Origin of the sequence: Massilia scottii, from assembly GCF_030846495.1 — a bacterium.
In the GTDB taxonomy this organism is placed as follows: Bacteria; Pseudomonadota; Gammaproteobacteria; order Burkholderiales; family Burkholderiaceae_D; genus Telluria_A; species Telluria_A violaceinigra.
This window is the reverse complement of sequence record NZ_JAVCWM010000027.1, coordinates 26,640-47,326: the sequence shown is the minus strand read 5'-3', so window position 1 is coordinate 47,326 and position 20,687 is coordinate 26,640. Positions and strand designations below refer to the sequence as shown.

At 65.4% G+C, this 20,687-nt stretch carries 19 protein-coding genes; 7 read left to right on the top strand and 12 right to left on the bottom strand.

Annotated features, from left to right (window positions below; translation table 11 throughout):
* Nucleotides 1-7: 7 nt before the first annotated feature.
* The gene (locus RBA41_RS27120) at nucleotides 8-1,750 is read left to right on the top strand and encodes a methyl-accepting chemotaxis protein (protein ID WP_306627491.1); all 1,743 of its coding nucleotides are present in this window, start codon (nucleotides 8-10) and stop codon (nucleotides 1,748-1,750) included.
* A 49-nt stretch (nucleotides 1,751-1,799) separates the two neighbouring features.
* Here RBA41_RS27120 and thyA read toward each other — a convergent pair whose 3' ends face one another.
* The 9 genes from thyA to wrbA form a co-directional block, all read right to left on the bottom strand.
* Nucleotides 1,800-2,594, bottom strand: coding sequence for a thymidylate synthase (gene thyA, locus RBA41_RS27115; protein WP_306627490.1), 795 nt, complete (start codon nucleotides 2,592-2,594; stop codon nucleotides 1,800-1,802).
* A gap of 25 nt (nucleotides 2,595-2,619) precedes the next feature.
* A complete protein-coding gene (locus tag RBA41_RS27110; protein ID WP_306627488.1) occupies nucleotides 2,620-3,708 on the bottom strand; it encodes a threonine aldolase family protein in 1,089 nt (362 codons plus the stop codon).
* A 281-nt stretch (nucleotides 3,709-3,989) separates the two neighbouring features.
* Complete coding sequence (locus RBA41_RS27105; protein ID WP_306627487.1) at nucleotides 3,990-5,828, bottom strand: ABC transporter transmembrane domain-containing protein; 1,839 nt, start codon at nucleotides 5,826-5,828, stop codon at nucleotides 3,990-3,992.
* Nucleotides 5,829-5,854: 26 nt separating this feature from the next.
* Complete coding sequence (locus tag RBA41_RS27100; protein WP_306627485.1) at nucleotides 5,855-6,925, bottom strand: lipocalin-like domain-containing protein; 1,071 nt, start codon at nucleotides 6,923-6,925, stop codon at nucleotides 5,855-5,857.
* Nucleotides 6,922-9,462 carry an FtsX-like permease family protein gene (locus RBA41_RS27095; RefSeq protein ID WP_306627483.1) on the bottom strand — a complete coding sequence of 847 codons (2,541 nt, stop codon included), beginning with the start codon at nucleotides 9,460-9,462 and terminating at the stop codon, nucleotides 6,922-6,924. The genes RBA41_RS27100 and RBA41_RS27095 overlap by 4 nt, the downstream gene beginning before the upstream one ends.
* Nucleotides 9,459-9,911, bottom strand: a complete 453-nt coding sequence (locus RBA41_RS27090; protein WP_306627481.1) for a DUF4124 domain-containing protein — start codon at nucleotides 9,909-9,911, stop codon at nucleotides 9,459-9,461. Before RBA41_RS27090 ends, RBA41_RS27095 begins: the two co-directional genes overlap by 4 nt.
* A 17-nt stretch (nucleotides 9,912-9,928) precedes the next feature.
* Complete coding sequence (locus tag RBA41_RS27085; RefSeq protein ID WP_374709611.1) at nucleotides 9,929-11,362, bottom strand: FAD-binding oxidoreductase; 1,434 nt, start codon at nucleotides 11,360-11,362, stop codon at nucleotides 9,929-9,931.
* Nucleotides 11,359-11,763, bottom strand: a complete 405-nt coding sequence (locus RBA41_RS27080) for a DUF2069 domain-containing protein (RefSeq protein ID WP_306627479.1) — start codon at nucleotides 11,761-11,763, stop codon at nucleotides 11,359-11,361. Before RBA41_RS27080 ends, RBA41_RS27085 begins: the two co-directional genes overlap by 4 nt.
* Nucleotides 11,763-12,374, bottom strand: a complete 612-nt coding sequence (gene wrbA, locus RBA41_RS27075) for an NAD(P)H:quinone oxidoreductase (protein ID WP_306627477.1) — start codon at nucleotides 12,372-12,374, stop codon at nucleotides 11,763-11,765. Before wrbA ends, RBA41_RS27080 begins: the two co-directional genes overlap by 1 nt.
* A gap of 119 nt (nucleotides 12,375-12,493) precedes the next feature.
* Here wrbA and RBA41_RS27070 point away from each other — a divergent pair, with 119 nt between their 5' ends.
* The gene (locus tag RBA41_RS27070; RefSeq protein ID WP_306627475.1) at nucleotides 12,494-13,849 is read left to right on the top strand and encodes a YihY family inner membrane protein; all 1,356 of its coding nucleotides are present in this window, start codon (nucleotides 12,494-12,496) and stop codon (nucleotides 13,847-13,849) included.
* Nucleotides 13,850-14,071: 222 nt separating this feature from the next.
* Entirely contained in the window at nucleotides 14,072-14,356 is a 285-nt protein-coding gene (locus RBA41_RS27065) for a CopG family ribbon-helix-helix protein (protein ID WP_306627473.1), read from the top strand.
* Nucleotides 14,357-14,596: 240 nt separating this feature from the next.
* On the opposite strand, the gene RBA41_RS27060 is transcribed toward RBA41_RS27065, so the two are convergent.
* From RBA41_RS27060 to RBA41_RS27050, 3 genes are read right to left on the bottom strand one after another with little or no spacing between them, the layout of a single operon-like run.
* The gene (locus tag RBA41_RS27060; RefSeq protein ID WP_306627471.1) at nucleotides 14,597-14,902 is read right to left on the bottom strand and encodes an Mpo1-like protein; all 306 of its coding nucleotides are present in this window, start codon (nucleotides 14,900-14,902) and stop codon (nucleotides 14,597-14,599) included.
* 18 nt (nucleotides 14,903-14,920) lie between these two features.
* Nucleotides 14,921-15,730 (bottom strand): alpha/beta fold hydrolase, encoded by an 810-nt coding sequence (locus RBA41_RS27055; RefSeq protein ID WP_306627470.1) that lies wholly within the window; start codon nucleotides 15,728-15,730, stop codon nucleotides 14,921-14,923.
* A gap of 1 nt (nucleotide 15,731) precedes the next feature.
* Nucleotides 15,732-17,042, bottom strand: coding sequence for an O-acetylhomoserine aminocarboxypropyltransferase (locus RBA41_RS27050; RefSeq protein WP_306627469.1), 1,311 nt, complete (start codon nucleotides 17,040-17,042; stop codon nucleotides 15,732-15,734).
* A 221-nt stretch (nucleotides 17,043-17,263) separates the two neighbouring features.
* Here RBA41_RS27050 and RBA41_RS27045 point away from each other — a divergent pair, with 221 nt between their 5' ends.
* From RBA41_RS27045 to RBA41_RS27030, 4 genes are all read left to right on the top strand, one after another.
* Complete coding sequence (locus RBA41_RS27045; RefSeq protein WP_099879471.1) at nucleotides 17,264-17,716, top strand: CBS domain-containing protein; 453 nt, start codon at nucleotides 17,264-17,266, stop codon at nucleotides 17,714-17,716.
* Nucleotide 17,717: 1 nt separating this feature from the next.
* A complete protein-coding gene (locus tag RBA41_RS27040; RefSeq protein WP_306627467.1) occupies nucleotides 17,718-18,608 on the top strand; it encodes a PhzF family protein in 891 nt (296 codons plus the stop codon).
* Between the two features lie 207 nt (nucleotides 18,609-18,815).
* Nucleotides 18,816-19,691 (top strand): PEP-CTERM sorting domain-containing protein, encoded by an 876-nt coding sequence (locus RBA41_RS27035; protein ID WP_306627466.1) that lies wholly within the window; start codon nucleotides 18,816-18,818, stop codon nucleotides 19,689-19,691.
* Nucleotides 19,692-19,810: 119 nt separating this feature from the next.
* The gene (locus RBA41_RS27030; protein ID WP_306627464.1) at nucleotides 19,811-20,668 is read left to right on the top strand and encodes a PEP-CTERM sorting domain-containing protein; all 858 of its coding nucleotides are present in this window, start codon (nucleotides 19,811-19,813) and stop codon (nucleotides 20,666-20,668) included.
* The last annotated feature ends 19 nt before the right edge of the window (nucleotides 20,669-20,687 follow it).

Sequence of the window (20,687 nt, the reverse complement as noted above, 5' to 3'; positions counted from 1 at the left end):
GGAACGCATGTTCGATAACATGAAAATCAGGACACTCGTGATCGGAGTCCTCGGATTCCTGATCGTGCTGATGGTCGCCATTGGCGCCATGGGTATTTACAGCGGACGCCATTCGGTCGGGCTGGTGCGCGACATCACCGTCGAAGACCAGCGCAACACCACCGTGCAAACGTCCATCCGCCTCGAAATGGAACTCAACCGCAGCCAGATCCTGCAGGCGCTCCAGCACAATCCGGTCCTGAGCTGGTCGCAGCTGCACGACCACCCGCTGACGGTCCACTTCGACCAGATCGACGCGATTGCCGGACGCACCGCCAAGCGCTGGGAAGAGTACATCGCCAGCGTCAGGTCGCCCGAAGAAAAGCGCCTGGCGCAGGAGTGGTACGCCAAGAGCGACGGACTGGGGATCGAGAACGTGCGCGCGGCCGCCGCCTTCATCAAGGCCGAGAAGTGGGACGACGCCGAGACGGTCCTGATCAAGAAGATCAACCCGGGCTACCGCATCGGCGACGCCACCCTGGCCACGCTCAAGGAACTGGCCGACAAGCGCGTCAAGGCCGATGACGAGATGGTCAACGCCAGCCTTGCGCGCATCGCCTACGGCATGATGGGCATCCTGCTGGTCGGCGTGGTGCTTGGCGTGGCGGTTGGCTGGGCGCTGGTCAAGGCCATTTCGGTGCCGCTGCAGGAAGCCATGCGGATCGCCGTGCGCGTGGCCGACGGCGACCTGACCGGGCAGATCGAATCGCACGGGCGCAACGAAATCGGCGCCTTGCTGGGCGCGATGGCCAAGATGAAATCGAACCTGGCCGACATCGTATCGGAGGTGCGCAGCAGTACCGACACCATTTCCAGCGCGTCGAGCGAAATCGCGGCCGGCAATACCGACCTGTCGGACCGCACCAGCTCCCAGGCCAGTTCGCTGGAGCAGACCGCCGCCTCGATGGAGGAGCTGACCTCCACCGTGCGCCAGAACGCCGACAATGCGCGCCAGGCCAACGTGCTGGCGCTGTCGGCGTCGGAAGTGGCCACCAAGGGCGGCCTGGTGGTGGCGCAGGTGGTCGAGACCATGGGCTCGATCAATGCCTCGTCCAAGAAAATCGTCGACATCATCGCCGTCATCGACGGCATCGCGTTCCAGACCAATATTCTGGCGCTCAACGCCGCCGTCGAAGCGGCGCGCGCGGGCGAACAGGGTCGCGGCTTTGCGGTCGTGGCGTCCGAAGTGCGCAACCTGGCGCAGCGCTCGGCCGGCGCCGCCAAGGAAATCAAGGAATTGATCGGCGACTCGGTCGAAAAAGTCGACAGCGGCGCCAAGCTGGTCGACCAGGCCGGCCTGACGATGCAGGAAATCGTCACCAGCATCCATCGCGTCACCGACATCATGGGCGAGATCACCACCGCTAGCGCCGAGCAGACGGCCGGCATCGACCAGATCAACGAAGCGGTCGGGCAGATGGACTCGATCACCCAGCAGAACGTGGCCCTGGTCGAGGAAGCGGCGGCGGCCGCCGGACTGCTGCAGGAGCAGGCCGGCACGCTGACGCAGGTGGTCAGCGTGTTCAAGCTCGATGGCAGCCGCGCGCCGGCAGCGCCAGCGCGCCACGCGCCGCAGCGCAAGGCCGCCCCCGTGGCACCGCGCCTGGCCGGCAAGAGCGCAGCGGCCCCGAGGAAGGCCGCTGCGCCCAAGCCGGCCCCGCAAAAGCGCACTGCCAGCACGGCCGCCGAATCGGATTGGGAAGAGTTCTGACGCAGTTGCAGGCCCGTGGCGCGCCGCTTGAACGGCGCGTCCCGGCGTCTTACACCGCGACCGGCGCCTTGATATGCGCGTGCGACTCGTAGCCGAGGACCTCGAAGTCCTCGAACTTGTAGTCGAACAGCGAGTCCGGCTTGCGCTTGATGACAAGGCGCGGCAGCGCGAACGGTTCGCGCGAGAGCTGCAGGTCGACCTGCTCCAGGTGATTCGAGTAGAGGTGGCAGTCGCCCCCGGTCCACACGAAGTCGCCCACTTCCAGGCCGGCCTGCTGCGCCATCATGTGGGTCAGGATCGCGTACGAGGCGATATTGAACGGCACACCCAGGAAGATATCGGCGCTGCGCTGGTACAGCTGGCACGACAGCTTGCCGTCGGCGACATAGAACTGGAACAGCGCGTGGCAAGGCGGCAGCTTCATGTTCGCGATGTCGGCCACGTTCCAGGCCGAGACGATCATGCGGCGCGAGTCGGGCGTGTTCCTGATCTGGTCGAGCACCTGGGTGATCTGGTCGATATGCTCCCCGCACGGGGTGGGCCAGCTGCGCCACTGGTAACCGTAGATGGGACCGAGGTCGCCGTTGGCGTCGGCCCAGTCGTCCCAGATGCTCACGCCATTGTCCTTCAGGTAGCCGATGTTGGTGGAACCCGCGAGGAACCAGATCAGCTCATGGATGATGGATTTGAGGTGCACCTTCTTGGTCGTCACCAGCGGGAAACCGTCCTGCAGGTTGAAGCGCATCTGGTGGCCGAAGACGGAGCGCGTACCGGTGCCGGTGCGGTCGGTTTTTTCGGTGCCATGGTCTTTCACATGGCGCATGAAGTCGAGGTATTGGCGCATCGCTAAAACTCCTGATTATATATGATCACTGGCCGGCCAGGCCCCTGGCCAGCAGCTCGATGCTGTCGCGCACGCGCTGGTCGGGCAGGGCGGCCAGGTTCTCGCCCACGTACAGTTCCACGATGCTGGTATCGGCCAGCGCGCCCGGTGCGGCGCGGCCGAACAGCCACACCTGGTGGTCGTTGGCGACGCGGTTGCGGACCTCGATGGCGCGTTCGCGGCTCACCGGCAGGTGCAGATGCAGCATGTTGGCCTGGGGGCGGGCTGGATTGACGCGGATGGCCGGATAATCGCGCAGCACCTCGTACAGCCATTCGGTGCGGCGGAAGTAGTGCGGCATGGCGGCGATGCGCGCATCGAACTGCATCGCGGCCGATACCACGTAGGGCGAGCGGTGGATCATATTTCCGCCCTCGCGCCGGAACCACTCGGCCGCGCGCTCGACGAACGAGCGGCTGCCGGCCAGCATGGCGCCACCGAGGCCGCCGATGCCCTTGTACAGCGACACGTAGACCGAATCGAAGCCGGCGGCGATGTCGCGCGGCGTGCGCTTGTAGCCGGCGGCTGCCTCCCACAGGCGGGCGCCGTCCATGTGCAGGTGCGCGTTGCGGGTGCGGCAATGGGCCTTGATCGCATCGAGCTGTTCCCAGCTCGGATTCTGGCCGCCGATTTCGCGCATCGGCACTTCCATGGCGACGGCGCCGAGTTTATCGGGAAGGGCACGCAGGTCGGCCGCCGTCCAGGGGCGATGGCGCTCGCCCGCCAGCAGTGCGTGGAAGTGGCCGAGCAGCTGGTAGTTCGATTTTTCGTGGACGATGATGTGGGATGTCGGATGCAGCGCCACCAGCGTGCTGGCGCGGTCCTCGCAGGCCAGGCGCAGCGCCGTGACCTGGGCCATGGTGCCGCTGATGCAGAACACGGCGGCCTCGAAGCCGAGCAGGCTGGCGATTTTCTCCTCGAACTGCTCGATCAGCGCGCCGTTGCCGTACACATCATGGGCGACATGATTATCCTCGCACCACGCGGCCATGGCGCGGAACGTCTCGGCCGGCGTACGCGCCCGATGGCCCGGCAGCACCGTATGGCAGTGTAGAAACAACTCGGCATCCGTCAAAACACTCTCCTTCGGCAACTAATTTCCTAACCGGGGTCAGACCTCTGACTCGAAACAGTGCAAAACCAGCGAGAGGCACAGTTCACAAAATTTCTTTTCACAATTCTTTAGCCATCGCATCGCGTTAAAACACCGTATTTTCGCGCTTTTCTCCGTCATTGTGTTGCACCAATGAAAAATTTCGAATCAGAGGTCAGACCCCGGTTAGGAAATATTTCGAATCGGAGGTCTGACCCCGGTTAGGAAATGTTTCGAATCAGAGGTCTGACCCCGGTTTGGGATCAGGCGGCTTCGTGGGCGATGTGGATGTTGTGGAACTGCAGGGCGGCGAGGTTGGCGTAGATGCCGCCCAGCGCCACCAGCGAGGCGTGCGTGCCGGTTTCGACGATCCGCCCGTCTTCCATGACGATGATGCGGTCGGCCCGCTGCACCGTCGCCAGCCGGTGCGCGATGATGACCGTGGTGCGGCCGACCATCGCCGCTTCCAGCGCACTTTGTACCAGGCGCTCCGATTCGGCGTCGAGGGCACTCGTCGCTTCGTCGAGCAGCAGCAGCGGCGGGTTTTTGAGCAGCGCGCGCGCTATCGCGATGCGCTGGCGCTGCCCGCCCGAGAGGCGCACGCCACGCTCGCCCAGGAACGATTTGTACCCCTGCGGCAGGCGTTCGATGAATTCGTGCGCGGCCGCCATGCGCGCCGCGGCGATCACTTCGGCGTCGGTGGCGCCGGCGCGTCCGTAGCGGATGTTTTCCATGGCGTCGGCCGAGAAGATCACCGTGTCCTGCGGGACGATGCCGATCGCGTCGCGCAGGGTGTGCAGGTCGAGCCGCTTGATGTCGACGCCGTCGAGCGTGATGGTGCCGCTTTGCGGGTCGTAAAAGCGCAAAAACAGCTGGAACAGGGTGGTCTTGCCCGCCCCCGAGGGGCCGACCACGGCCACCGTTTCGCCGGGCGCGATCGACAGCGTCAGGTGCCCCAGCGCCGCCGTTTCAGGCCGCGACGGATACGAGAAGGTGACGTCGTTCAGGGCCAGCGCGGCGCCGCTGGCGGTGCGCGCGGGCAGGGCCGCCGGCTTGGCCGGGTTCTGGATCGACGATTGTACCGACAGCAGTTCGAGCAGGCGCTCGGTGGCGCCGGCGGCGCGCTGGGCTTCGCCCATCACTTCCGACAGCGCGCCGATCGATCCGGCAACGATCGATGCATACAGGATGAACTGGCCAAGGTCGCCGCCCGTCATCGTGCCCTGGAGGACGGCATGCGCGCCCAGCCACAGCACGAAAACGATGGTGCCGAATACCAGCACGATGGCGATCAACGTCAGCAGCGCGCGCGCGCGGATGCGCCGCATGGCGGTCTGGAAGGCGCCTTCGACCGACTTGCCGAAGCGCGCCGATTCGATTTTTTCGTGCGTGAAGGCTTGCACCGTCGGCATGGCGTTGAGGATTTCGCCGGCCATGGCGGAGGCGTCGGCGATGCGGTCTTGCGAGTCGCGCGAGAGCTTGCGCACGCGCCGTCCGAACAGCACGATCGGCACCACCACCAGCACCAGCAGCCCGAGGATGATGGCGGAGAGCTTGACGCTGGTCACGAACAGCATCACCAGGCCGCCCACGAACAGCAGCACGTTACGCAGCGCCATCGAGATGCTGGTGCCGACCACCGCCTGGATCAGGGTGGTGTCGGTGGTGATGCGCGAGAGGACTTCGCCGGTCTGGGTGGTTTCGAAAAATTCGGGACTCTGCTCGACCACGTGCTTGTACACGGCGCTGCGGATGTCGGCGGTGACGCGCTCGCCCAGCCACGATACGGTCAGAAAACGCGCGGCGGTGGCCACGGCCAGTACCGCGGCCACGCCGAACAGGGCGAGGAAGGTGGCGTCGACATGGCGGATGCTTTTGGGTCCGGCCGAGGCGCCGAAACCAAGGTCGATCATCTGCTTGAAGGCGGCCGGAATCGCCAGGGTGGCGCAGGCGGCGACCACCAGCGCGACGCCGGCCATCAGGAACTGGCGGCGGTACGGACGCAGGAACGGGAACAGGCCCTTGAATGCGGCGAGACTGCCTTTGCGGTTCGAGTCGGACGAGTTGCTACTGCTGGAACTGCTGGTGGAGCTGTTGGTCATCGTGTCAGTGCTTCAGTGTTCGTTTTTTAAAGTTTCATCGCGCGGTCGTAACCGGTCATTTCAAGGTACCCCTGGCCGGCTTGCACCCCATCGCGCTTGATCGTCACCGCGCCTTCCCAGTACACGGCGCCGGTCGAGCGCCGCGAGTCGAGCTCCTGGTCTTGCTGCAGTGGGGTGATCTGCCAGTGCGTGGCGCCCGTCGTTAATCTGGTCGCCACCGGGTAGACGGCTTTCGTGCGCGGCGACGTCCAATGAGCCTGCGGCGTAAATACCACCTCGTCGGGCGCGTATTGCGTCACTTTGCCGGCCGCGTCGCGCACCGTCGCGTGTGCCCATAGTTTACCACCTTGTTTGCTGCGGATCTGGAAAGCCATCAGCGCCGAGCCGTCGGCGAGATTGGCGCCGATCCAATCCCAGCCCTGGGTGTCGGGTGGCAGCGCTTCGGTCGACCATTCGTGATCGAGCCAGGCAGTCCCTTCGACCGCGCGCGCGGCGCTGCCGCCGGCAGCGGCGGTGCCGCGTACCTTGAGCTGCGGTTCGGTGTAGTAGTAGCTCGCGTACCGGCTTTGCGCGCTCTTGCGCGAGTAGCCGTCCTGGCCCTGCAGCAGCACCGGCTGGGTTGGCGCGAGGGTCAGGTTCAGGTTCAGCTGCGGCGAGGCGATGCTCACCTGGTAGGTGCCGTCGGCCGTGCGCACCATGCGCCAGTCGTCCAGTTTCAGGTCGGTGGTGCCGGTTTTGGCGTGCGCCAGGCCGAAGCCTTCGCGCATCGTGCGCTGGTCGTGTACCAGTTTGCCGAGCGCGGGGTCGGACAGCGCGGCATGGCCGATCACGAGCTGCTTGGGAGCGAACGCGCTCGGATTGGCGCGGTCATGGTCGGTGGCGCGCCGAAAGAAGGTGACCTGGAAGCCCAGCGGCTTGCCGTCGGCGGTCTTGAGCCAGCCCGTGACGTACCACCATTCGGTACGGTAGTCGGGATGGGCGCCGTAATCATGCGGGAATGTCAGCGCGCGTCCGGGCGTCACCGCGCCGAATGCCGGCGGGGCCGCCTGGCAGATGTGCGCCGCCGCCAGCAGCAGCGCGAAAATGAATCGTTTCACCAGTCCTCCCTGACTGCTCGAATAGGTCCGCCCGACAGGGCGAAGCGCCCCGACACCAGCGCCGTCACCACCGATGCCACCAGCAGCACAGCCGCCACGGCACCCACCAGCGTCCACGGCACGTGCAGCCGCATCGACCAGTGGAACGACTGCGGGTTGACGACGTAGACCAGGATCACGCTGATGATGAACCCGAGCGCGAAGCCGCAGGCCACGCCCAGCGCGGTCAGCGCGCCGCCCTCCAGGGCGAGAATGCGCAGCACCTGCCCGCGCGTGACGCCCACGTGGCGCAGCATGCCGAATTCCTTGGCGCGCGCCAGCGTCTGGGCCGAGAAGGTGGCGGCCACGCCGGCCAGGCCGATGGCGATGGCGATCGCTTCGAGCACGTAGGTGACGGCGAAGCTGCGGTCGAAAATGGTCATGCTGAGCGCGCGGATGTCGCCCGGCTTGGCGAAATCGAGGGTGCGCCCGAAGGGCAGGGCGCGGATCTGCTGTTCCAGCCGGTCGGCCGTGACGCCTTTGGCGACCCACATGGCGGCATCGTTCACTTGCGTGTCGCCGGTCAGGGCGCGGTAGTCGGACAGGCGCATCTGCACCGAGCCGGCCTGGGTGGCGTAGTCGCGCCACACCCCGGCCACGAAAAAGTCGCGCAGCCGGCCGGCGAGCGGCATGCGCAGCGTGCCGCCGGCCTTGACGCCATACAGGTCGACCACCGCTTCGGATACCCAGACCGGCACCGCGCCGTTCGGCACCGGGGCGGTCTCGCCGCGGATCAGGATCGTGCGCGAGGGGTCGGCGGCGTCGATGCTGCGCGCCATGAGCAGCACGTCGGGCCGCGCCGGGTCGAGCGAAATCTGGCGCGACCGCAAAAAGTCGATGCGCGCGGCGCCCGGCAAGGCGGTCAGCGCCCTTTGCTCGGGCGGACCCAGGCCGCCGGCGCTGCCACTGCTGGCGATGCGCACGTACAGGTCGGCCGGCAGCAGTTGCACCAGCCAGTCGTCGAGCGAGACGCGAAAGCTCGACACCATGATCGCCATCGCCACCATCAGGCTGAAACTGGACAGCACGCCGCCCAGCGCAATGGCGGCCTGGCCGGAGGCGTTGGCCAGGCGCGCCATGGTCAGCGCCAGCACCGGGTGGCGCACGTTGCGGCGCATCGCCACGCGGTTGACCAGGCCGAAAAGGGAGGCTGCCAGGCGCGGCATCAGGCCGATACCGCCGATCAGCAGCAGGGCGATGGCGGCGTAGCCGAACAGCGGCAGCTCGAACACGGGCGGCGCAAAAGCCAGCGCGCCGGCCAGCGCGATGCACAGCACCGATGGCCACACGCGCGCCAGGCGCGCCAGCGCGACTTCGTCGGTGCCCGATTTGAGGGCGACGGCGGGCGCCGCGCGCGAGGCCTCCCAGGCGGGCGTCAGGCAGCCGAGCAAGGCTACGCCGAGGCCCAGCGCAAAGAAGACCACGGCCGCGACCGGCGTGAACTGCACCGCCGGACGCGCGCCGGTAAAGTAGCCGGCGCCCAGGTCGCCGCCGAAAAAATGCAGCGCGGTGGCGGCCAGCGCGTAGCCGGCGCCGATGCCGGCAAGCGCGCCGATGACACCCAGGCTGGCGCCTTCGAGCAGCACCTGGCGCAGCAGCTGGCCGCGTTCGACGCCGAGCACGCGCAGCAGCGCGAACTGGCTGCGGCGCCGGATCACCGACAGCGCCTGGGTCGAAAACACGAGGAAGGCGCCGGTAAACAAGGCCACCAGGGCCAGCACGGTGAGGTTGACGCGGTAGGCGCGGCTCATGCCCTGGTTGCGGCTTTCGGCATCGTCGTCGTTGGGCTGGCCGACGTTGAAGCGGCCGGGGAACTCGCGTTCGAGTTCGCGCGCCAGGTCGCCCTGAAACCCGGCGCGGTCGACGCCGTCGCGCAGGCGCAGGTCGATGCGGGACAGCGTGCCGACCTTGTCGAAGCGCCACTGGGCCGCGCCGATATCCATCACGCCGATGCGCTGGCCGGGCCGTGCCTCTTGCAGGCCGCCGGGCACGCGCAGGGTGAAGTCGCGCGTGCCCGAGCGCAGCTGCACGGTGCCGCCGCGCTGCGTCTTGAGCCAGCTCATGGCCGCCGGCGACAGGAACACGGCGTCGTCGGCCATCATGTCGACCATGTTGTCGCCGTCGGTGGCGCCGAGCAGTCCCGGCGAAACGAAACCGGCGCGAAAGGCGTCCAGGCCGATGATCTTCAGGCTGCCCTGGGCGCCGGGCACGCCGGCGTTCAGGGTCAGGACGGGCGAGGCCACCGCCACCGAAGGATGCTGGGCCAGGCGCGGATAAATCGTTTCGTCGAAGCCGCCTTCGCGCGCCGACACCTGGATGTCGGCCTGGCCCGACAAGCTCTTGACGGCCGCCGAAAACTCATTGAAGGCCGATGCGTTGATCAGGTGGATGGCAAAGCCCATCGCCACGCCGACGGCAATCGCGGCCACCGCGAGCAGGGCCCGCACCGGGTGCGCGCGCCATTCGCCCAGGAGCAGCCAGCGTGACAGTGTCTTCATCGGCGGCACGCGGCATCGACCGTCCGGGCCATGTGCAGCGCGCGCTGGTCGCGCTCGGCTTTGCCCATGCCGCCGGCCTTGGCGGCTTCGGCGGCCAGGCGCTGCTGTTCCTTCGACTGTTGCTGCTGCATGCCGGCGCACTTCGCTTGCCGCGCGGCGGCCGCCTGCCAGGCGCGCGCGTCCGACCGCGCCGCCTGCGCCTGCCTTGTGTCGTGCGTGGCGCGCTCCTTCAGCAAGCGGGCCAGCAAATCCTTCTGGCGCTGCAGTTCCTTCGCCGCGTTGGGATCGGGCGCTGGGGCGGGCGCCGCGTCCAATTGCGTGGCGCTGCCGTTGGCGCAGGGCTGGTCGCCGTAGCTGACCTTGCCGCCGGTCGTGCATTTATAGATGGGGCCGGCATGGGCGGCGCCGCTCAGGGCGCACAGCGCCAGGATGTGCATGGGATGTAACATGATTGCTCGCTCCGGATTCACAGGATTTTTCCAGGGTTCATAATGCCGAGCGGGTCGAGTGCCGCTTTGATGGCACGCATCATGTTCAGTTCCACATCCGTCTTATATCGCCTGAGCTCGTCTCTTTTGAGGGCGCCAATGCCGTGCTCGGCCGAAATCGAGCCGCCGTACGACGCCACGCTGTCGTGCACGATGCGGTTGATCGCGTCCTGGTGCGCCAGGAAGTCCTCGTGCGCGGTGCCGGGCGGCGGTGCCACGTTGTAGTGCAGGTTGCCGTCGCCCACATGGCCGAAGCAGACCAGCTGGCAGCCGGGATAGGCCGCCAGCACGCTGGCGTCGGTGCTGTCGATGAAGTCGGCGATGCACGACACCGGCAGGGCGATGTCGTGCTTGATGTTCTTGCCGGCCGCCGCCTGCGCCAGTGGAATGTGTTCGCGCAGCTGCCACAGGGCCAGCGACCGGGCCACCGAGGTGGCGACCACGGCGTCGTCGGCGATGTCCTGGGCGATGGCGTCGGCAATGGTTTCTTCCAGCAGGCCGACGGCGTGTTCTTCCGATTCGCTGCTCGACAGTTCCAGCAGCACGTACTGGGCGTGGCGCGTGACGAAGGGCTGCGTCAGGCTGGGGAAATGGGTGCCGACCAGGCGCAGGCAAAAGTCGGACATCAGCTCGAAGCCGGTCAGGCTGGCGCCGCAGCGGTCCTGGGCCAGGCTCAAGAGCTCGAGCGCCTGGCGCGGCGCCGCAATGGCGACCAGGGCCGTGATCGACGCTTTTGGCTGCGGGAACAGGCGCAGCACGGCGCCGGTGATCACGCCCAAGGTGCCTTCGGCGCCGATGAACAGGTCGCGCAGGTCGTATCCGGTGTTGTCCTTGCGCAGGGCGCGCAGGCCGTTCCACAGTTCGCCCTGGGCGGTGACCACTTCCAGGCCCAGGCACAGTTCGCGCGTGTTGCCGTAGCGTAGCACCGCGGTGCCGCCGGCATTGGTCGACAGGTTGCCGCCGATGCTGCAGCTGCCTTCGGCCGCGAGCGACAGGGGAAACAGGCAGCCAACGGCCGCGGCCGCTTCCTGGATGGTTTGCAGGATGCAGCCGGCGTCGACCGTGATGGTGCGGTTGACCGTGTCGAGCGCGCGCACCCGGTTCAGGCGCGCCAGCGACAGCACCACGGTGCTGCCGCTGGCGTCGGGCACGCTGCCCAGCACCAGGCCGGTTTTGCCGCCCTGTGGCACCAGCGGCACGCGGTGCGCGGCGCAGGCTTGCACCAGCTGCGCCACCTGGTCCGAGTCGGCCGGGCGCAGCACCGCCAGCGCGCGTCCGGTGAAGCGGCCGCGCCAGTCGGTGAGGAAGGGCGCCATGTCGGCGTCGCTGGTGAGCACGTGCGCCGCGCCGGCGATGGCGCGGCAGCGCTCCAGGAAGCCGGTGCCGGAGTCGGGGTGATTCAAGGCAGTCACTTCGTCGATTTGGTCGAGTTCACCTTGTCGAGCAACTCCTTGGCCATCTTTTTCGCCGCCTTCTTGTACGGACGCAGGTACAGCAGCGCACAGGCGAAATAGACGAACACGAGCACGATTTCGCCGAGCGCCATGATGCGCGATTCGGGCAGCTTGTCGCTCCAGGCGCGCACCACGCCTTCGGTGAAGTAGAGCAGGATCACCATCGACGACCATTGCAGGGTGTAAATGTCGCGCTTGATCACGCCGCCCAGGGGAATGAGCAGGGGCAGGGCCTTGAGCGCCAGGATCCAGCTGCCGGGGCGCAAGGGCGCAACCACGATTTCCCAGGCCAGCAGCCAGGCGATCAGCACCACCAGGCTGGCGATGGCGCCGATGTGAAAGTACTTGGGCGCTTGCATCAGAAAACTCCGTGCAGGCGGGCGGCGGTTTCCGCCAGGCGCCGGCCCATGGCGATGGCGAGCCGTTTTTCATCTTCGCTGACCGGCTTGTTGCCGTCGACGCCAGCCCAGTGGGTCGGGCCGTAGGGCGTGCCGCCGCTGGTGGTGGTCATCAGTTCCGGGTTGCTGTAAGGCAGGCCCATGATCATCATGCCGTGGTGCAGCAGCGGGATCATCATCGACAGCAGGGTCGATTCCTGGCCGCCGTGCAGGCTGCCGGTGGAGGTGAACACGACCGCGGGCTTGCCCGACAGGGTGCCGGCCAGCCATTCGGCGGCGGTGCCGTCGAGGAAATATTTAAGGCTTGATGCCATGTTGCCGAAACGCGTGGGCGAGCCGAGCGCCAGGCCGGCGCACTCGGCCAGGTCCTGGGCTTCCACATAGGGGGCGCCAGCCGGCGGGATGGCCGGTTCGGTGGCCTCGGCCACGGTGGAGATGGCGGGCACGGTGCGCAGGCGCGCATCGACCCCGGGGACGCTCTCGATACCCTGGGCAATGAGTTCGGCCAGCTTGCGCGTGGCGCCATGGCGCGAGTAGTACAAAACGAGAATAATCGGGTTGGTTTGGTTCATCGTTGGTATTATAGGGCGCTTTACAGGGTTACATCGGCGCAGCCGGCGCGTTTTTCACGCGTTTTTCACGATACATGCTTTCAAAAACAGTCCATTCGATTTCCCGATCCACCAGTGAAATGATCAACAGCAGCGTCGATATGGTGCGTGGCCTGACCTGGAGCGAAGCGCGCGACCTGCTTCGCTTCGCGCGGCGCCGCCTCAACGAAGAAAAATTGCCCCAGGTGGCAGGCAGCCTCACGTTCACCACCACGCTCGCGCTGGTGCCGCTGCTGACCATCGTGCTGGCCATCTTCACGACCTTCCCCGTCTTTAGTAATTTCCGGGTAGCACTGGAAGCGTATTTCGCCCAGACCCTGATGCCCAAGGCCATCGCCAACACCATCACCGGCAACCTGACCCAGTTCGCCAGCAAGGCCAAGAGCCTGTCGGCGGTCGGCGCGATCGCGCTGGTGCTGACGTCGGCGGCCATGATGAACATGATCGAGCGCGCCTTCAACCAGATCTGGCGCGTGCGCGAAGTGCGTCCGATCGCCCAGCGCGTGACGATTTACTGGGCGCTGGTGACGCTCGGACCGCTGCTGTTCGGGCTGTCCCTGACGGCGACTTCGCAACTGTTCATGGCCACCAGCGCGCTGACCAGCAACCTGCCGTTTTTGAGCACCCTGTTTTACACGGCGGCCTCGGTCGGGCTGACCACCGGCGCCTACACGCTGCTCTACATGACGGTGCCGAACCGCTTCGTCGACTGGCGCGATGCGGTCTGGGGCGGCCTGGTGGCGGCGGTCGCCTTCGAGGTCGCCAAGCGCCTGTTCGCCATGTTCGTCAGCCAGTTTCCCACCTACGCGATCATTTACGGCGCGCTGGCGGCCCTGCCGCTGTTCTTGGTGTGGATTTACCTGTCCTGGATGATCACCCTGGTCGGCGCCTTGCTGACCGCGGCGCTGCCGATCGTCAAGTATGAACGCTGGTGGTATGAGCCGGTGCCGGGCGGCGCCTTCGTCGACGCCATGGCGATCCTCAAGGTGCTGCACGGCCGCGCCCAGGTGAGCGATACGGCGCTGGTGTCTTCCGCCGCGATCCGCGCGCATACGCGCATCGGCTACGATGAAATGACCACCTTGCTCGAACAGATGCTGGCCGTGGGCTGGGTCGGGCGGGTGCAGGCGAACGTGACGACGCGCTCGCGCTGGGGCAAGCGCGCCATCGAAAGCGCCGAGAACTGGGTCTTGCTGGTGAATGTGGAAAAACTGCGCCTGGCCGACGTGTACCGCCTGTTCGTGTTCGGGCGCACCGCGATCGAGGCGGCCGTGGCTATCGACCTCGACAAGGATACCGAGCTCGACAGGAATTCGCCGATGACGCTCGACGGCAGCGCCCTGGCGCGCCAGGTCGAGTGCGCGGTGGAGGATGGCTTGAACCAGACCCTGGCGCAGCATTTTGCCGCGCCGCTTGCCCCTGCGGCGCGCGCCTGAAAGACCCCAGGCCCCGGGATCTGGCCGATTTTTCCAGCTGCGCTTCGACACCGTGGCTGTCGGCTTGCGCTTTGCAGGGAACTTGTCGCCTGACGGCCGCTCTAAACCAGCGATCCCCATCATTTGACTGGAAGTTAATTCCAGATAGTGTGCGCCGGAGGTGATGCAAGTCTCCTACGATAATTCCGTTCACTCCGCCGTATTTGCTTGCTGGAGTTAGCTATGTCTGAACGCACTTTGCTTGCGCTTGAACTTGATCAGGAAACGCACGCGCGTCTGGAACGTTTGGCCGGATTGTGCCGGCAGACGCCGCATTTGATGATGAAAGACGCGATTGTTCAATATCTTGAGCGTGAAGAAAAACGCGAAACATCTTGGCAGGAAACCGTCGACTCTTGGAATGAGTATCAGGCCACCGGTTTGCACGTAAACGGCGAGGAGGTAATCGCCTGGCTTGAGAGGTGGGGCGACGAAGCGGAGCTTCCCGCGCCGGAGTGTCACAAGTGAGGATGATTGCTGATGCGAAAGCGCTCCATCGTAGCGATCCTGAGGCCCATCCAGGTGCTAAGCGAGTAGCCGGGAATCGGACGTCCGATACCGAACATGCCGGAGAATTACTATGAGTTGCTTATGTCCTTCGGCAATACCGGCTACATCGCTCGCTATCGTCACAATCAAGGTGAGGTCACAATTTTGTCGGTGAGGCATCAAAAGGAAACGCCGCAATAAAGCTGGTACGTGATGGCCCTACCAGCTCAGCTTCCCGGTCAGCATCTGCCAGTACATCACCCAATCGCCCATGAACGAATACAGAGGCCGTGAAAACGAGGCCGGCCGGTTCTTTTCGTAGAAAAAATGCCCGATCCAGGCGCCGCCGTAGCCCGACACGAGCGCTGCCAGGATCCACCACGGATTCATGCTGTCCGCATACTGCACCAGCGCCGCCAGCGCCGACGAGCTGCCGATAAAATGCGCCCGCCGGCACAGCACGGTCGCGTGCTGCGTCAGGTAGTAAGGATAGAACTCGGCAAAGCTGGCGTGGCGGGTCGACATGCGGCTCTCCTGGCGGATTTACGCGGGCGTGGTGGCGAACCCGAACAGCGCGTCCAGCACCGCGTCGGGCTGCTCGGCCATCAGCTGGTGGCCGGCATCGACCTGGACGATTTTGCCATGGGCGATCGCGCCCGTCAGCAGTTTCGTCGAGCGCGGCGGCGTCATCATGTCCTTGCTGCCGAAAATGAACAGGGTGGGGCAGCGCACCGTCTCCGCCGCGGCCTGGCCGTTGGCGTACGCATTGCAGGCGTAAAAATCGGTGTGGAACAACTGGTCCGGATTGATCACCGACATGCGCTGCATCAGCCGCCGCGCGCCGCCCATGGTGTAAAACCCCGGTCCGGGACAGGACGGTTTTTGCGCCATCGACGAATGCGAGAAGATGTTGACCATGTCGATCGCGGCCTGCTCGTTGTTCCTGGCGGTGTCCAGCAGCGCGTCCGACACCTTCATCGGGTAGGTTGTCCCGAGCAGCGCCAGATGGCTCACCCGCCCGGGCGCCTGGAACGCCGCTTCGAGCGCGATCAGGGAGCCCATGCTGTGGCCCGCCAGCACGGCGCGTTCGACGCCGACGGCATCGAGCACCGCCAGCAGCCAGGCCGCCATTTCTTCCACGCTGTGCAGGGCCGCGCCCTTGCTGCGTCCGTGGCCGGGCAGGTCCACCGCCAGCACGTTGAACCCGTGGTGCGCGAAATAACGCGACTGCAAGGCCCACACCGAATGGTCGTTCTGGGCGCCATGGATGAACACGATGGTCGGCTGGGCCGCGTTGAAGGCCTTGCCGCCGGTGTAGCAGTAGGCGTCGAAGCCGGGAAGGGTGCAGATCATGTCAGGCTCCCTTCTGCGACAGTTTCAGGCCGCGCGCCAGGTCTTCGATCAGGTCGTCCACGTCTTCCAGCCCGATCGACAGGCGCATCGTGCCTTCCTTGATGCCGGAAGCGGCCAGCTGTTCGGTCGGCACGCGGAAGTGGGTGGTGGACGCCGGATGAATCACCAGCGACTTGGCATCGCCCACGTTGGCCAGGTGCGAGAAGATCTTGAGCGCGTCGACAAAGCGCCGGCCGGCGGCGCGGTCGCCTTTCAGGCTGAACGAGAACACCGCGCCGCAGCCCTTGGGCAGCAGGCGCTTGGCCAGTGCGTAATCGGGATGCGATTCCAGTTCCGGATACGACACCGACTCCACCGCGGGATTCGACAGCAGGAACTCGACCACCTTGCGCGTGTTGGCCACGTGGCGGTCCATGCGCAGGCTGAGCGTCTCGATCCCCTGCAGCACGGCGAACGCGTTGTGGGGGCTCATCACCGCGCCGAAATCGCGCAGGCCCTCGCGCCGCGCGCGCAGCGAAAACGGCGCCACGGTCGACTCTTCGGCGAACACCATGCCGTGAAAGCCCTCGTACGGTTCGCACAACTCGGCGAAGCGCCCGGTCTTGTCGTAGGCGCTCTGCCAGTCGAAGGTGCCGCCGTCGACCAGCAGGCCGCCGATGGCGGTGCCGTGCCCGCACAGGAACTTGGTGGCCGAGTGGAACACCAGGTCGGCGCCATGGTCGAAAGGGCGCAGCAGGTAAGGCGTGGTGAAGGTCGAATCCATCATCAGCGGCAGGTGATGGTCGTGCGCGATGGCCGAGATGGTGGCGATGTCGAGCACGTCCAGCCCCGGATTGCCCAGCGTTTCGGCGAACAGCACCTTGGTGTTGGGACGGATCGCGGCGCGCCAGGCGTCGGCGGCGCGCGGGTCCACAAACGTGGTCTCGATGCCGAAGCGCTTGAGCGTGTAGGCCAGCAGGTTCTGCGAGCCGCCGTACAGCGCGCGCGAGGCGACGATGTGCGAGCCGGCGCCGGCGATCGTCACCAGCCCCAGATGCATGGCGGCCTGGCCGCTGGCGGTGGCGATGCCGGCCACGCCGCCCTCGAGCGCGGCGATGCGCTCTTCGAGCACCGCGTTGGTCGGGTTCGAGATGCGCGAATACACATGGCCGGCGCGTTCCATATTGAACAGCGACGCCGCGTGGTCGGAGTCCTTGAACGCGAACGAGGACGTGAAATAGACGGGAGTGGCGCGCGCGCCGGTGGCCGGGTCGGGCGCAGCGCCGGCGTGCAGCGACAGGGTGTCGAAGCCGGGGTATTGAGGTCCGCTCATGGTGGGCTCATCAGTTAGAAAAGGGATGGGCCGAATCGTAGCACGCATGCCTTGCACAAAAGCGTGGTTTGCTCGCTAAAATAGTGCAAATGCCAATCGGGCGCTCTCTGCAGTGTCCTGATTATTCGCAATGCTGGATTTTTTGCCAAGCTTACGCTACAGTCGGAGCTAGGGCTTATAAAAGACAGCTACTTATAACCTCACCAGACAAGGCGGCCACCATGAAAGTCTCAGAAATCCTTCAAGTGAAGGGCAACATCCTGTACACCGCAACGCCCGAGATGCTGCTCGTGGACGCCGTCAACACCATGGCCGAAAAGGACATCGGTTCGCTGGTGGTCATGGAGTTCGGCGATCTGGTCGGCATGCTGACCTTCCGCGAAGTCATCAAGGTGCTGCACAAGAACAACGGCGCGGTCGGCGCGGGCACGGTGCGCAAGCACATGGACGATCATCCGATCACCGTTACCCCCGACACCGAAGTCAATGAAGTGCGCCGCATGATGCTCGAAAAGCACGCGCGCTACCTGCCGGTGATGAACGCCAAGACCCTGCTCGGCGTCATTTCGTTCTACGACGTCGCGCGCGCGGTGCTGGAAGCGCAGAGCTTCGAGAACCGCATGCTCAAGGCCTACATCCGCGACTGGCCGGCCGAAGCCGTCCAGGAAGACTGATGTGAGCGTGCCCCCGGGCGTGGCGCGCCGCTTCAGGCAGGTGGATGTATTCACCAGCGTCGCGTTCAAGGGCAATCCACTGGCTGTCGTGCTCGATGCCGACGGCCTGTCCGACGCCGACATGCAAGCCATGGCGCGCTGGACCAAGCTGTCCGAAACCACGTTTGTGCTGACGCCGCGCGACGCCCAGGCCGATTACCGCGTCCGTATTTTCTCTCCCGATACCGAGTTTCCCTTCGCCGGCCATCCCACCCTGGGCACGGCGCACGCCTTGCTCGAAGCGGGCCTGGTGCCGCGCCGCGCCGGCACGCTGGTGCAGGAGTGCGGCGTGGGGCTGGTGCCGATCGAACGTGGCGCCGCCGCCATGCTGGCGTTCAGGTCGCCCACGGCCAGCCTGGTGCCGCTCGCACTGCAGCACCTGCCATTGCTGGCGCGGGTGTTGCCAGGGACCACAGTTGACGCCGAATGCACGCCGCTGATCGCCACGATGGGCATTGCGTGGCTGGTGGTGCGTCTGGCGAGCGCGCAAGCCTGCCTCGATGCGCGCATCGACGGCGCCGCGCTGCAGGAACTGACGCGCCTGGGCATGACCGGCGTGGCGCTCTACGGCCCGCATGACGCCGACGGGCCGGCCGATTACGAAGTCCGGGCGCTGCTTACCGAGCACGGCACGCTGGTCGAAGACCCGGTCACCGGCAGCGCCAACGCCTGCATCGCACGCGTGCTGCAGGCCCAGGGTTTTCCCGACGGCGGCGAAACCAGCCGCGCCTACAGCGCGCGCCAAGGCACCTGTGTGCAATGCGACGGCCGCATCGCGGTCACCTACGTCGATGGCGAACCGTGGATCGGCGGCCAGTCGATCACGGTGATCGATGGCGTCGTGCGCGTTTAAGCGTTGACCGCTACGCATGCTGGTGCATATCGGCGGGCATGGCCGGCTTCGCGATGGCGTCTGCAGTCAGCCGCAGCGCACCCGGTGGCAAGCATGAATCGAGCGCAGGCAGAAATTGTGTAAAGTTAGCAACTGCTCATCGCGCGCGCAGCGCTGTCTGGTATATTCTGGCGTTCCATAATCTTGTCATTAATTTAAGGCTAATCCATGTACAAATTCGCCGCAGGTGTGATGGTGGCGGTCACGCTCGCGTCACCGCTATTGGCCCACGCACAGGTTCGCGCTGAAGGTAGCCTGACCAATTTCTCGTACACGCTGATCGACTTGCTGCCCAACGATGGCATTGCCCCGTCGCTCAGCATCGTCACGCCCCAGGGTTATGCCGGTGGCGCCTGGGTGTCGGGCTCGCTCAGGCAGTACGAGAGCGTTGAGCCATGGTTTGACGACAGCCGTAGCCAATCGACAGCGCCTTATAGCCGCGGCCTCAACGTTAGCCTCGACACCCCTGTCGGCACGGGCGGCGCGAGCTTGACGGGTACTGATTTTCATTCATTGCAATTGCGCTCCGTGGCCTCGACGACCAGCGCCCCCGCGGCAAGCCGCCAGGCGGGTGGGTATGCCGGGTTGAACATCACCGAGTTTGTGCTCTCGCCGGGTACGCGGGTGTCGTTTTTCGCAGACTTCACCGGAAGCGCCTCGGTCACGCTGCCAGAAGGCGAGGTACATCAGGCATATCAGGACTATGCGGAAATCCAGGCTGAGGTGTCTTTAAATGCCTATGGACCAAATGGGCCGGGTGATTATGTATATGAATCAAATTTCATCACCCTGAAAGCATGGAACGGCCATGCAGGTGAAAGCCCTGCCAGTGAGCGCTTCTCGCTTACGCTCGACAACAACTCGGCGTTTTCACGGAACCTGGATCTGAAGTACTCCTTGCACGCGTCTGTGCAAGCTGTGAAAGCGACCGTGGTGCCGCCAAGCCCTGTGCCTGAGCCGGCCACCACGGCCATGCTGGCTGCCGGACTGGCCCTGGTCGCCGGTGCCGTCCGTCGCCGACGCAAGCTCCGGGGCGAAGACTGATTGCCGGACGGCGCCGCGATGGGCGCGTCCTGACGGTGGACGCGCCTGCCCAAGTGCAAGTGCTGCACCGGCTTGCCGCATGCCGTGTTAAACACGCTCACTATTCACCCAGGATTTTTATGAACACAATTGTTAACACGCTGGCATTGACCGCAGCGCTCGTCGTCCCGTTGTCCGCCGGCGCGCAAGTGAGCGCACAAGGCACATTGAACAATTTTTCGTACTCGCTGGTAGACCTGCTGCCAAACGACGGCATCGCGCCATCGCTCTCGATCGTCAAGCCGCACTATGCCAGCTACCCTGGCACGCGGGCGGGCGGCGATATCATCGAGAGCGGACTACGTGCCACGCGCAACAGCAGCGAGGACAGGACGAGCGCGCTGTATAGCCGCGATCTCGATGCCAGCATGTCCGTCCCCCAGGGCAGCGTGGTCTCGACCATCAGCGGAGGACATTTCCAGAGCCTGGCCTTGAGTGCGGCCGCTTCGACCACGGGCAGTGTCGGCTATAACCGGTCGGCGACCGCGTCGAACTTCATGTTCATCGAAGAATTCGTCCTCTCGCCTGGCACGCAGATCACGTTCTTTGCCGACGCGAGTGGCAGTGTGGCAACGTCACTGCCACGTACAAATGTACTGAGGGAAAATTCAACCCTCAAGGCCAGCATGGGCTTCGAAAGCGCCGCGCCCGACTGGTACCCGACTACGACGACGCAATTCAAGTTGACTGCGCCGACCTGGAGTAGCGACCCGAATTTGCCGTTCTCGCAGTCGGCAAGCGAGCGTTTGTCGATCATGTTCGAGAACACCAAATCGACCACGCAGAACCTGAAGCTGTCGATCAGCTTGTGGGCCGAAGCTGAATCGCGCGATACGACGCCGTCGACCAGTCCGGTGCCGGAACCGGCGACCTATGGAATGCTACTTGCCGGTTTGGCGCTGGTCGCTGGCGCGGCCCGCCGCAAGCGGGTTGGCTGAGCCGATGTTGCATGCCGGC